Annotated in this window: 11 protein-coding genes and 2 pseudogenes; 7 read left to right on the forward strand and 6 right to left on the reverse strand. The window is 68.1% G+C overall.

Annotated elements, in window-relative coordinates; all coding sequences use genetic code 11:
* A pseudogene (locus tag A5663_RS03485) lies at positions 1-359 on the reverse strand (ATP-binding protein); the annotation flags it as partial.
* On the opposite strand from A5663_RS03485, the pseudogene A5663_RS03490 reads away from it, so the two are divergent.
* The 3 genes and pseudogenes from A5663_RS03490 to A5663_RS03500 form a co-directional block, all read left to right on the forward strand.
* A pseudogene (locus tag A5663_RS03490) lies at positions 352-624 on the forward strand (ATP-binding protein); the annotation flags it as partial. The pseudogenes A5663_RS03485 and A5663_RS03490 sit on opposite strands and share 8 nt — an antisense overlap.
* 28 nt (positions 625-652) lie before the next feature.
* Complete coding sequence (locus A5663_RS03495) at positions 653-2,191, forward strand: GMC family oxidoreductase (protein WP_068143928.1); 1,539 nt, start codon at positions 653-655, stop codon at positions 2,189-2,191.
* Between the two features lie 23 nt (positions 2,192-2,214).
* Complete coding sequence (locus tag A5663_RS03500) at positions 2,215-2,685, forward strand: DUF309 domain-containing protein (protein WP_068143931.1); 471 nt, start codon at positions 2,215-2,217, stop codon at positions 2,683-2,685.
* Positions 2,686-2,738: 53 nt separating this feature from the next.
* Here the strand turns inward: A5663_RS03500 and A5663_RS03505 are convergent, their stop codons facing one another.
* The 5 genes from A5663_RS03505 to A5663_RS03525 all read right to left on the reverse strand — a co-directional run bounded on the left by A5663_RS03505 (position 2,739) and on the right by A5663_RS03525 (position 9,451).
* The gene (locus tag A5663_RS03505) at positions 2,739-3,947 is read right to left on the reverse strand and encodes an acyl-CoA dehydrogenase family protein (protein ID WP_068143933.1); all 1,209 of its coding nucleotides are present in this window, start codon (positions 3,945-3,947) and stop codon (positions 2,739-2,741) included.
* 65 nt (positions 3,948-4,012) lie between these two features.
* Positions 4,013-5,683 (reverse strand): ABC transporter family substrate-binding protein, encoded by a 1,671-nt coding sequence (locus A5663_RS03510; protein ID WP_068143935.1) that lies wholly within the window; start codon positions 5,681-5,683, stop codon positions 4,013-4,015.
* A gap of 11 nt (positions 5,684-5,694) precedes the next feature.
* Positions 5,695-7,533, reverse strand: coding sequence for an ABC transporter ATP-binding protein (locus A5663_RS03515; RefSeq protein ID WP_068143938.1), 1,839 nt, complete (start codon positions 7,531-7,533; stop codon positions 5,695-5,697).
* Positions 7,530-8,444: an ABC transporter permease gene (locus tag A5663_RS03520; protein WP_068143946.1), complete on the reverse strand. Its 915-nt coding sequence runs from the start codon at positions 8,442-8,444 to the stop codon at positions 7,530-7,532. The genes A5663_RS03515 and A5663_RS03520 overlap by 4 nt, the downstream gene beginning before the upstream one ends.
* 29 nt (positions 8,445-8,473) lie before the next feature.
* Positions 8,474-9,451 carry an ABC transporter permease gene (locus A5663_RS03525; RefSeq protein ID WP_068143941.1) on the reverse strand — a complete coding sequence of 326 codons (978 nt, stop codon included), beginning with the start codon at positions 9,449-9,451 and terminating at the stop codon, positions 8,474-8,476.
* Between the two features lie 151 nt (positions 9,452-9,602).
* On the opposite strand from A5663_RS03525, the gene A5663_RS03530 reads away from it, so the two are divergent.
* The 4 genes from A5663_RS03530 to A5663_RS03545 form a co-directional block, all read left to right on the forward strand.
* Positions 9,603-9,854 (forward strand): hypothetical protein, encoded by a 252-nt coding sequence (locus A5663_RS03530; protein WP_068143942.1) that lies wholly within the window; start codon positions 9,603-9,605, stop codon positions 9,852-9,854.
* 120 nt (positions 9,855-9,974) lie between these two features.
* Positions 9,975-10,679, forward strand: coding sequence for a response regulator transcription factor (locus A5663_RS03535; protein ID WP_068143948.1), 705 nt, complete (start codon positions 9,975-9,977; stop codon positions 10,677-10,679).
* Complete coding sequence (locus A5663_RS03540) at positions 10,657-12,231, forward strand: cell wall metabolism sensor histidine kinase WalK (RefSeq protein WP_068143945.1); 1,575 nt, start codon at positions 10,657-10,659, stop codon at positions 12,229-12,231. The genes A5663_RS03535 and A5663_RS03540 overlap by 23 nt, the downstream gene beginning before the upstream one ends.
* 122 nt (positions 12,232-12,353) lie before the next feature.
* On the forward strand, positions 12,354-12,815 hold a 462-nt coding region (locus A5663_RS03545), incomplete at its 3' end, for a glycosyltransferase family 39 protein (RefSeq protein WP_197503279.1).

Genomic DNA, 12,815 nt, shown 5'->3' on the forward strand with positions numbered 1-12,815 from the left:
GCCGCGCCGGCCAGCCGCGCCACGATGCCGAGCTGCTCCTTGGCGCCACCGGACAGCGAGTCGTAGGGCACCGTCCGACCCGACAGTGTGCGACTGCAGATTTTCAACGCACTGTCGACCTCCACCTCGAAGCTGTCGCCGAACACCATGCGGCCCAGCCGCTCCACCTCTCCGCGGAACGGCTCGACGTACCGGAGCCGGGTGGCGTCGCGGTGCCGGGTGAGCACCGAGCGCAACAGCTCCGCGGCCCGGGCTCGCCGCTGGACCCGCGAGTGCTCCGCGAGGGCGTGCTCGCGTTCGGTTTCCGCCTCGTCGAGCGTTCCTTTGCGGCCTTGGGTTCCGTACACCTGCAACCGGACGGTGCCCTACGACTCGCTGTCCGGTGGCGCCAAGGAGCAGCTCGGCATCGTGGCGCGGCTGGCCGGCGCGGCGTTGGTGGCCAAGGAGGACAGCGTGCCGGTGGTGATCGACGACGCGCTGGGGTTCACCGACGCCGACCGGCTGGTCAAGATGGGGGCCGTGTTCAACGCGGTCGGCGGGGACGGCCAGGTCATCGTGCTGACGTGCAACGCCGGCCGCTATGCCGCCGTCGACGGCGCTCACCACATCGAACTGGCCGGCTGATCGCGCCGGAGAATCTAGACTCCCGCGAATGGAGGCCGACTACATCGTCGTGGGAACTGGCTCGGCCGGGTCGGTGGTCGCCGCCCGGCTGAGCGCCGACCCGTCCGTTAGCGTCATCGCGGTGGAAGCGGGCCCACATGACAAGGACAAGTTCATCCGCATACCCGCCGGGTTCCAGCGACTGTTTCGCGGGCCGATGGACTGGGACTACCTGACCGAGCCGCAAAAGGAACTCGACGGCCGCGAAATCTACTGGCCGCGAGGCAAAATGGTGGGCGGCTCGTCGTCGATGAACGCGATGATGTGGGTGCGCGGCTTCGCCGCCGACTACGACGAGTGGGGCGAGGCGGCCGGCGAGCAGTGGGACTACGCGCACCTCGAGCCGTATCTGCGCCGCATCGAGGCGGGGCCGTTGTCGATCACCGCGCAGCGCAGCCCACGCAGTTCCACCGCCAAATGGCTCGCGGCCGCCCAGGAGTGCGGCTATCGCGTCGAGAAGCCGAATCAGGCGTCCCCCGAAGGCTTTTGCGAAACGCTCGTCACGCAACGGCGCGGCGCCCGGTGGAGCGCCGCCGACGCCTACCTCAAACCCGCACTCAAGCGCGGCAACCTGACGCTGCTGACCGAGGCGCTGGCGGGGAAGGTGATCTTCGACGGCCGGCGTGCCACCGGGATCGAGGTGCAGCACGGCGGCTCGCGTCGCACCATCACCGCGCGCCGCGAGGTGGTGCTGTGCGGCGGTGCCATCAACAGCCCGCAACTGTTGATGCTGTCGGGGATCGGCGACAGCCCTCGACTGGCCGAGCACGGCATCGAGACGCTCGTGGATGCGCCGGATGTGGGAGCCAACCTGCTGGACCATTTCATCGCCGCGCTCGGCTTCGACGTGCCCGACGATTCCCTGTTCGGCGCAGAGAAGCCGCTGCAGCTGCTGAACTACCTGCTTCGCCGCCGCGGCATGCTGACCTCGAACGTGGGAGAGGCCTACGGCTTCGTCCGCAGCCGCCCCGACATCGCGCTGCCGGACCTCGAACTGCTCTTCGCGCCCGCGCCGTTCTTCGAGGAGGGGATCGGCGACCCGTACGACACCCATGCCGTCGTGCTGGCCGCGATTCTGCTCAAGCCGCGCAGCACCGGCATCATCGCCTTGCGCTCGGCCGACCCGAAGGACAAGCCGATCATCGACCCGCGATACCTCACCGACCCCGACGGCGCCGACCGCGCGGCGCTGATGGCTGGTCTGCGCATGTGCGCGACGATCGCGCAGGCGTCGGCGCTCGAAGGGGTCATCGGCAGGATCGCCCGCCCGCTGAACGCCACCAGTCTCGACGATGAGACTCTCGAGCGCGCGTTGGCGACGTTCTCGCACACCTTGTATCACCCCGTCGGCACCTGCCGAATGGGGCGTGACGACGCCAGCGTGGTCGATCCGCAGCTGCGCGTTCGCGGCGTCGAGGGGCTGCGGGTCGCCGACGCGTCGGTGATGCCGACGATCATCCGCGGTCACACGCACGCGCCGAGCGTGCTGATCGGTGAGAAGGCCGCCGAGCTGATCTCGGCCGGCTGACCACGCCAGTGCCAAGATGGGGCATGGCCGATCGTGACCGCGACGACGCCGGGCGGCCGAAGAACTCCCGTCCGCGCGACGAGCTGGGCCGCCTACTGCCCCCCGGCAGCCGAGGCGTAGCAAGGATTCCCGACGACCTCGAACTTCCGCCCGCCGAGACGCTCGCCTATGCCCAACAGCTTCTCGACGACGGTCGGGCGTTCCATGCCCACGAGGTGTTCGAGGCGGCGTGGAAGAACGGCCCGCAGCAGGAGCGGCCGCTCTGGCAGGGGCTCGCTCAGCTCGCCGTCGGCATCACCCATGTGCAGCGCGGTAACGCCAAAGGCGCGATCGGCGTGCTGCGCCGCGCATCGGCTCGGCTATCCGGCGACCGCCATCCGGCGTCACATGGTGTCGACGTCACCGGCTTGGTCGCCTATGCCGGTGAGCTGATCGACGACCTCGAGGCCGGCATTGCGATCACCCCCGACAGTCTGCGCCCCCGTCTCTTGTGATTTGTGAGTGATTTCGTTCGCTCACCGATCGAAATCACTCACAAATCACCGGATCAGAAGTAGGCGTTCGCCGGAATCGGCGTGTCGTGCAGCAGGTTCTGGCCGATGACCTTCGCCTTGTAGGCGACGGGGTTGTGCAGCGTGATCGTGCGGATGTTGCGCCAGTGCCGGTCCAGGTTGCGCTTGCGGCTGGCGGCGCTGGCCCCGCCGAGCTCGAGCAGTCGCGTGGCGGCCTCCGGCGCGACGTGATCCAGGTGCACCTTCACTTTGGCGACCTTCAACTGCGCCTCGGTGGCGAGGTCGGCGTCCGGCACGCCGCCGCCTTCCGACGCCGCGCCGATCGCCGCGGCCGCGTCGAGCACCGCAGCCCTGGCGATGTAGGCCGTACTGGCTAACTCGCCCAACAGTTTCTGGTAGAGCGGGTCGTCGCTGGGGCGCTCGGTCAAGGCGTGGCTGAAGCTGCGGTCGCGCGAGCGCAGTAACGCGATCCCATCGTCGACGACTGATTCGAGGATGCCGGCCACCACCGCGTGGATGAACAATTGCAGGGTCGCGTACTGCACCGTCGGCTCGGGATCGGCGTCGTACGGCGTGTCGCTGAGCACCTCGTCCGCGGCGACGGCCACATTCGTGAAGACGGTCGTGCCGGTGCCGGTGCGCCGCTGACCGAAGCCGTCCCAGTCGTCGATGAGCCGCACACCCTCGCGGTCGGCGGGCACCACCACGGTGGCCACCGAGTCGTGGTCGGTGGTCGTGGCGACGGTGAGGTAGTCGGAGAACAGCGTGCCCGTGCTGTAGAACTTCTCGCCGTCGAGTCGGTATCCGCCGGCGGTTCTCGGCAGCAGGCGGGTGTTGAACACCAGGCTGCCGACGGCCAGCGAGCCCTTCTCGCTGAACGCATTACCGAAGATCTTGCCCTCGGCGACCCTGCTCAGCCACCGCGCCGACTGCGCGTCGGAGGCGGTGCGCAGTCGTTCCTCGACGAACCAGAAATGGGTGCGGAAGATGTGCGCGACGATCGGGTCGGCGTGCGCGACGTCGATCACGCTCGAAAACAGTTGCGGCACCGTGAAACCCGCGCCACCGAGCGCAACGGGTAGCCGGAGCGTGCCGAAGCCCGCCCGCTTCAGCGCAGCGACCTCGTCGAAAGGGTTCTCGTCGTTGAGGTCTCGCTCGGTGGCGCGCTCGGCGATGCGAGCGAGCAGCTGCGTCCATTCCGGCGTGCCGGGAAGTGTGCGTGTCGGGTGGTCGGCCGTAGTCATGGCACTGTTCTACCGACGCCCCGCTTCGTCAGCACGGCTTAGACTCAGCCCGAACCTAAGAAGCCTCAGGACTTCAGGAAACCGATCGTCGTGTAGTCCGCGTCGGCCAGGCCGAACGCGCCGAAATTCGCGAGATTGCTTCGAACGGCGACGTTTCCGGTCGACTGGGTCAGTGGCAGGCTGAACACCTCGTCGAACAGCAGCTTGTCCAACTCGTTGGCAAGCGTGCGCGCCTTGGCGAAATCGAGCTCACCGACGGTCTGTTCTATCTTGGCGTCGATCTCGGGGCCGCTGATCTTGCCGAAGTTGCTCTCCGCCCCGGTGCGGTAGATCTGCGTCAGGCTCGCGAGCGGGAAAGCGTCGCCGCTCCAAGAGAATTGCGCGATGTCGAAGTTGCCCACGGTGACGTAGTCGGTGAAGAAGCCCGCGGCGGGGCGCACGTCCAGATCGAGTTTCACCCCGATCTGGGCGAGGTTGTTCTGCGCGATCTGCCCGTACTGGCGCGTGCCCAGCGAGTCGAACAGCACGTCTCGGATCACCAGTTGGCGCCCGTCCTTCTCCCGGAACTGGCCGTTGAGCCGCCATCCGAGCGCATCGAGCTCCTGCTTGGCCTGCTCCGGATCGAACGCCACGGTGCCGCTGTTGTCCTGATAGCCCTCTTGGCCGGCGACGTAGATGTGGTTGTTCAGCGGCGCGGGATTGTCCGCGAGCCCACGCTGGGTGACCTCGGCGATCGTCTTGCGGTCGATGCCCTTGGCGATCGCCCGCCGCAGCGCGGGATCGGCCAGGATCGAACCGGGGGAGCCGTTGAACGTGAAGTGGTACCAGGCCAGGCCCGGTGCGCGCCGGATGCTCAACCCCTGCGTGCGTCGGGCGATCTGCATCTCGTCGAGCGTGGCCAGGCCGCTGGCGTCGATGGTGTTGTTCTGCAGGGCGGGCATGCGCGCCGCGTCGTCGAGGACGAGGAAGGTGATGCTGTCCAACAGCGGCGGCGCACCCCACCATTTCGGGTTGCGGCTCAACGTGATCCGCTTCGCTCCGCGGTCGAGGTTGGAGACGATGAACGGCCCCGCCGACGGGCCGGCAGCGGTCAGCTGACCTTTGTTGAAGACCTCCGGGTCCGCGGTCGAACTCTTGGGCAACAGCATCGAGGTGCCTGCGAACATGCCCTGCCAGTCCGACCACGGCTTGGCGAAGGTGATGACGGCCTGGCGGTCGTCGACGCCGCGCTCGACCTTCGCGACCCGGTCGCTGCCGTTGGTGGCGGCGATCGCGAACTTGCCGTCCTTGCCGCTGGTGGCGTTGATCTGCGACTGGATGTCCTCCCATGTGATCGGTGTGCCGTCGCTCCACACCGCTTTCGGGTTGATCGTGTAGGTGACGACCTGCGGGTTCGTGCTTGTCAGTTTGACGTCGGTGAAGTAGTCGGTGTTCACGGTCGTAGAGCCGTCGGCGCCGATCCGGAACGCCCGCGGCATCGTCGGCTTCATCAACGAGTTGTTGTCGCCGGTGTTGCCGTCGATGTGCAGGGGGTTGAAGTTCGGCGGGAAGGCGGTGAGCGCCAGCCGTAAGGTGCCGCCCTGCTGCAGGTTCGCGACGTCCTGGGGGTTGATGTCGTTGCTGGTGCCGACGGATGCGTCTCCGCCCGCGGACGGTGCTTCGTCGGTGCCGCCGGAGCAGGCGGTCAGGGTCAGCGTGGCGATCGCGGCGACGGCAGCGAAGCGTCGGAAGCTCATGCGCACCGACTCTAGCTGCGATTCACTTCCGGCTGCGGCACCGCAGCGAGCAGGCGTTTGGTGTAGTCCTGGCGAGGATCGGTGAAGACCCGGTCGCCGTCGCCCTGCTCGATCACGGTGCCCTTGTACATGACGACCACGCGGTGCGCGAGATGTCTGACCACCGAGAGGTCGTGGGAGACGAACAGATAGGACAGCCCGAATCTCTGCTGCAGGTCCAGCAGCAGGTTGATGATGCCGGCCTGGATCGACACGTCGAGGGCCGACACGGGTTCGTCGAGCGCCAGGATCTTCGGTTGCAGCGCCAACGCCCGGGCGATCCCGATGCGCTGCTTCTGCCCGCCGGAGAACTCGGCGGGGTACCGCGCGGCGTCCTCCCGTCGCAACCCGACGACGCCCAGCAGCTCGGCGACCCGCTCCTCGCGCTCCTGCTTGCCGAACCCGTTGGCGCCCAACGGTTCTGCCAGCACATCGAACACCGGCAGCCGCGGGTCCAACGAGGCCACGGGGTCCTGGAACACGACCTGCAGATCGCCGCGCAACGCCTGCCTGCCGCGCCGGTCCAACGACGCGACGTCGTGGCCGAGCACCTCGATGGTGCCGGCTTCGGGGGCGGACAACTGCAGGATCTGGTGCAGTGTCGTCGACTTGCCCGACCCCGACTCTCCGACGATGCCGAGCGTGCGGCCCGCCGACAGTTCGAAGCTGACCCCGTCGACCGCGCGCAGCTCGCCGACCTGGCGGCGGAACACCACGCCTTTGGTCAGCTTGTAGGTCTTGACCAGGTCCTGGACTCGCAGGACCACCGGCGCGCCGGCATCGGGTGCCGTCTCGGGCGGCGCGGTCGACACGCCGTAGATGTCGGCGGCGCTGCGGCCGACGACGTGCTCGGTGCGGATGCAGGCCGCGCGGTGCCCGCCCGGCCCTACGGCAAGCAGCTCCGGTTCGGCGGCGCGGCACGCGTCGATCGCCAGCGGACATCGCGGGGCGAAAGTGCAGCCCGGCGGCAGTGCGGCCATCGACGGCGGCGCGCCCGGTATGGGCACCAGCCGCGCGCCCTGGGCGGCGTCGAGGCGCGGGACGGAGCCCAGCAGGCCGACGGTGTAGGGCATCCGCCGGTCGTGGTACAGCTGCTCGACGGTCGCGACCTCGACCGCCCGGCCCGCGTACATCACCAGCGCGCGGTCGGCGAACTCGGCGACCACGCCGAGGTCGTGGGTGATGATCAGGACGCCGGCGCCGGTCACGTCGCGGGCGGTCTTGAGCACCTCGAGGATCTGCGCCTGCACGGTCACGTCCAGCGCGGTGGTCGGCTCGTCGCAGATCAGCAGATCGGGATCGTTGGCGATGGCGATGGCTATGACCACCCGCTGGCGTTCGCCGCCGGACAGTTCGTGGGGGAACGACCTGGCCCGTCGCTCGGGTTGGGCGATGCCGACCAACTCGAGCAGTTCGACAGCGCGCCTGCGGGCCGCCTGCCTGCCGATGCTGCGCTGATGTATCTGGATCGCCTCGGCGATCTGGTCGCCGACCGTGTAGACGGGGGTCAGGGCGGACATCGGGTCCTGGAACACCGTGCCGATCGTCTTCCCGCGGATCGCCGACATCCGTTGATCCGATAAGTCGATCAGCTCGTCGCCGTGCAGCCGGATGGAGCCGGACACGTCGGCGTATTCGGGAAGCAGGCCGACGACCGCCATCGCGCTCGCCGATTTGCCTGCGCCCGATTCTCCGACCAGTGCGACGACCTCGCCCTTGTCGACGTCGAACGTCATGCCGCGCACGGCATTCACCGGCGCGGCGTCGGTCGGGAACGCGACGGTGAGGTCGCGGACTTGCAACAGGCTCATCGTTGCCTTCTGCGACGCAACCGCTGTGCGCCCGGATCGAGGGCGTCGCGCAGGCCGTCGCCAACCATGTTGGCGCACAGGATGATCAACACCAACACTCCGCCGGGGAACAGGAACAACCACGGAAAGGTCGTCGCGGACTTGGTGCCGTCTGCGATCAGGGTGCCCAGTGACACGTCGGGCGGCTGGACGCCGAAGCCCAGGAAGCTCAGCCCGGTCTCGGCCAACACCGCCACGCCGACGTTGAGCGCGGTGTCGATGATGATGATCGACGCGACGTTGGGCAGGATGTGGCGGAGGATGATGCGGCCTCCGCTGACGCCCATATAGCGTGCCGCGACGACGAATTCGCGGTCGCGCAGGCTCATCGTCATACCGCGGACAATCCGCGAGCTGATCATCCAGCTGAACAGCGACAGCAGCAGGATCATCCAGACGATGTCACCTTTGGTGCGCTGCACGACAATTGAGATCAGCAGGAAGCTGGGCACGACCAGCATCAGGTCGACGAGCCACATCAGCACGGGGTCGCGCCAGTCGACGAAGTACCCGGCGATCGTCCCGACGGTGGCCGCGATGATCGTCGAGATGAACGCGACGCAGACGCCGATGAGCATCGATTTCTGCATGCCGCGCAAGGTTTGGGCGAACAGGTCCTGCCCGAGGGCGTTGGTGCCGAACCAGTGGTCGAGGCTGGGCGGTTGCTGCAGCGCGTAGTAGTCCAGGTCGCTGTAGCTGTGCGGCAGCAACGGGGGCAGCGCGTAGCAGCCGATGAACAACACCACGAGCAGAACCAACGAGACGACCGCCGCCCTGTTACGCAGAAACCGGCGGAACACCAGCGAGCGGCGCGACGCGAAACCTTCGGTGTGCAGGCCGGATTGCGCGCTGGTCGACGACTCGTCCGTCACGGGCGAATCGGCATGGGCCACGGGTTCGGTCACGATCGGCGCACCCTCGGATCGAGGGCCGCATAGACGACGTCGGAGAGCAGGCCGGCCAGCAGGATCATCACCGCGGACAAGATGGTGATCGCCGCGACGATGTTGATGTCCTGACTGCCGATGCCGGTGACCACCCATTCGCCGACGCCGTGCCAGGCGAAGATCTTCTCGGTGAACACGGCGCCGGTGACCAACGCCGCCACGCTGTAGGCGAACAACGTCGCCATCGGGATGAGGGCCGTGCGCAGTCCGTGTTTGACCAGCGCGCGTCGTCGCGTCAGTCCCTTCGCGCGCGCCGTGCGGATGAAGTCCTGGCCCAGTACGTCGAGCATCGCATTTCGCTGGTAGCGGCTGTAGATCGCGATCGACGACAGCGCGAGCGTCATGCTGGGCAACACAAGGTGCTGCAACCGGTCGACGAACTGGTTCCACGCTCCGTGGACCGGATACGTCGACGTCTCGCCCGTGTACTCGAAGATGCGCACACCCAGCACGTTGTTGACGCCCAGCGCAGCGAGGATGAACAGGTTCGCCAGCACGAATATCGGTGTGCTGATCACCAGCAACGACACCAGCGTGATGAGGCGGTCGCTGAGCCGGTACTGCCTGATGGCCCCCCAGGCGCCGACGGCGACGCCGATCACGGTTCCGACGACCGATCCGATGACCAGCAGCCGCAGGCTGACTCCGACCCGGCGCCACAGCTCGTCGGTCACCGGCTGACCCCCGATGGTGACTCCGAAGTCGCCGCGGATGGCGCCGGACGCCCAGTGGACGTACTGCTCGAGCACCGGTTTGTCCAGGCCCAGCTCGACGCGCTTGGCCTCGATGACGGCCTGCGGCGGCCGCGGGTTGCGGCTCTCCAGGCTGTCGAGCGGATCGAACTGCCACGATGCGAGCAGGAAGACGAGGAACGATGCCAGTGCCAGCAACACCAGGTAGTTGAGCAGGCGGCGTGCCAAGAACCGCACCATGCGTCAGGGTCCGTCCGTCGACTGCATTCGCTCAGGTTAGGAGATGCCCGCGCAGATGGCCGTGATGTGGCCGCCGCGGCGCCGGTCGTTTCACGTCGCGTCCGTTCGGTTACCCAGCCCGACAACGGCTCGACGAGACGGAGAGGTCCACGTGAACTCGAAGCAGATCAAGTTGTTCTCGGCGACGGTGGGAGCGAGCGCCCTGCTCACGATGGGCGCGTTGACGGTCGCAGCCACCACGGCCGCCCAGGACGAGGAGGACGGCGGCGCCACCGCGGGTCCGGTGACGACGTCGGAGGCCACGACCGGCGAGACGGTCACCCAGTCGCCGGGCTCGGGGGTGCCGGAGACGACGGTGGCGACGCCGGAGGTCACCGCGGAGCCGGCTCCGGAGGCGGGTTAGCGGGATTGCCTTCACAGCGGGCGCATAGGAAACGCTCACCTTGCGCTCATGGCCACCGCGAATAATGGCGCCGTGACGACTTCCCAACCTCTCGGCGACCAGGACGCGGGCCGGGTGGTCATGCGCCGCGCCGACGGCAAGCCGATCCATGTGCTGGTCGTCGACGACGAGCCCGTGCTGGCCGAGTTGGTTTCGATGGCGCTGCGGTACGAGGGCTGGGACATCGCGACCGCGGCCGACGGGTCGTCGGCGATCGCTTCCGCGCGGGAAACGCCACCCGATGTGGTGGTGCTCGACGTCATGCTGCCGGACATGAGCGGGCTCGACGTGCTGCGCAAACTGCGTGAGCAGACACCCGGGCTGCCGCTGCTGCTGCTGACCGCCAAGGATTCGGTCGAGGACCGCATCGCCGGCCTGACCGCCGGCGGCGACGACTACGTCACCAAGCCGTTTAGCATCGAGGAAGTGGTGTTGCGGCTGCGTGCACTGCTGCGCCGGACCGGGGTGGCAAGCGAGACGGGTGGCGCGAAGATCGTGGTGGGCGACCTGGTGCTCGACGAGGACAGCCACGAGGTGACCCGCGGGGGTGAGCTGATCACGCTGACCGCGACGGAGTTCGAACTGCTGCGGTTCATGATGCGCAACGCCAAGCGGGTGCTGAGCAAGGCGCAGATTCTCGACCGGGTGTGGAGTTATGACTTCGGCGGCCGGTCCAACATCGTCGAGTTGTACGTCTCCTACCTGAGAAAGAAGATCGACAACGGCCGCGAGCCGATGATCCACACCCTGCGCGGTGCGGGATATGTCCTCAAACCCGCGCGCTGAGAACCCGCCGACGCGGATCCGCTCACCGCGCACATGGTCACTGCGGGCTCGGCTGCTGGCCTCGCAGATCGTGCTCCTGGCGTTGGTGTGCGCAGCCGTGGGGGTCGGCACCGAGCTTGCGCTGCAACACTTTCTGATGAACCAGCTGGACGGGCGGCTGGCCGAGTCGGCGCGCCGCTCGGCGGGCCTGTTCGAGTTCGGCCCGCCGCCACCGCCGCCGGAGTTCGCGCGGCCCGGGCTACGGGAACGCATGATGCTGCGGGACGATCTCGGCCCGGGGCCCGCCTTTCTCAACGCGCCGGGGCAGGCAGCGCGCACCGTCGGCGCGGTCATCTCGCACGGCACACCCGTGGACGCCGGTGTGATCACCGCCGACGGCACGCGTAGTGAGATCAGCACGGCGGCAGCCCAACAGCTCGCGCACGTCGCACCGCATTCGGCAACGACGGTGGACCTGGATGGCCTCGGCAGTTACCGGGTGATCGCAGTGTCCGCGCACCGACCCGGCGAGATGATCGTGACCGGATTGCCGACCTCGGACGTCGACGACACGTTGTTGACCGTCGCGATCATCTTCTGCGTGGTCGGTGCGATGGCGTTGATCGGCGCGACGACTGCGGGCATCCTGATCATTCGGCGCCAACTCGCGCCGCTGGCAAGGGTTTCCGATGCGGCGCGGCAGGTCGCCGATCTCGAACTCGACCGCGGCGAGGTGCGGCTCCCGACGCCGATCGTCAAGGTCGATCCGGCGAGCGCGCACACCGAGGTGGGTCAGCTCGGTTCCGCGCTGAACCGGATGCTGGACCGCATCGCCTCAGCGCTGTCCGCACGGCACGCGAGCGAGACCCGGGTTCGCCAGTTCGTCGCCGACGCCAGCCATGAGCTGCGCACGCCGCTCGCCGCCATCCGCGGCTATACCGAACTGGCGCAACGCAAACGCGACGACGTGCCCGACGACGTCGCTCATGCGATGAGCCGGGTGGAATCCGAGACCGGCCGAATGACCCAACTGGTCGAGGACATGCTGCTGCTCGCGCGGCTCGACACCGGCCGGCCACTGCAACGCGAGCCGGTGGACGTCTCACGGCTGATCGTCGACGCGGTCAGCGACGCCCACATCGCGGGTCCCGAACACCGTTGGTCGCTCGACCTGCCCGAGGAGCCGGTGGTGCTCGTCGGCGACGAGGCGCGGCTGCACCAAGTCGTCGCGAACCTACTGGCCAACGCCCGCACCCACACCCCGCCCGGCACGTCGGTCGTCACGGCGCTGACCGTGGACGCGGACGGCTTCGTGGTGCTGGCGGTGGCCGACGACGGGCCTGGCATCCCCGTGTGGCTGCAACCCGAGATCTTCGAGAGATTCGCCCGCGGTGACTCGTCGCGCTCTCGCCGCGAAGGCAGCACGGGACTCGGGCTGGCGATCGTCGCGGCGGTCGTCAAGGCGCACTTCGGCACCATCGACGTGCACAGCGTTCCGGGTGACACCCGCTTCACCGTCAAACTGCCCGGTGACTCACAGCTCACCCACAGCGGGCGCAACAGCGGCGCATAGCCCGCACCGCGACACTCGATCGAGTGACCGCCTTGGCTACCGCGCGCCCTCCCGGCTGTCGCGAGCACACGCGAAACACCCTGATACACAGCGATAGCAGAGTACGTCGGCTCTGCTCCCGCATGGGCCTGCCCGTGCTGTTGGCGGCGACGGCGGTGCTGTACCTGTGGGACCTGGGCGCGAGCGGATGGGCGAACGCGTTCTACTCGGCCGCCGCGCAGGCCGGCGCCGACAACTGGACGGCACTGCTGTTCGGGTCGAGCGATGCCGGCAACGCCATCACCGTCGACAAGACGCCGGGCGCGCTGTGGGTGATCGGCATCTCGGTTCGGCTGTTCGGCCTCAACCCGTGGAGTGTGCTGGTCCCGCAGGCGTTGGCGGGCATCGCGTCGGTGGCGCTGCTCTATGCCGCGGTCCGCAGGGTGAGTGGGCAGGGTGCGGCCCTGCTTGCGGGCAGCGTGCTGGCGTTGACGCCGGTGACGGCGCTGATTTTCCGGTTCAACAACCCCGACGCGCTGCTGGTGCTGCTGCTCGTCGCTGCGGGGTACTGCACGCAGCGCGCCTGCGAGAAGAACGCCAGCCGG

The organism is Mycobacterium sp. E740 (genome assembly GCF_001672895.1).
Lineage (GTDB): Bacteria > Actinomycetota > Actinomycetes > Mycobacteriales > Mycobacteriaceae > Mycobacterium.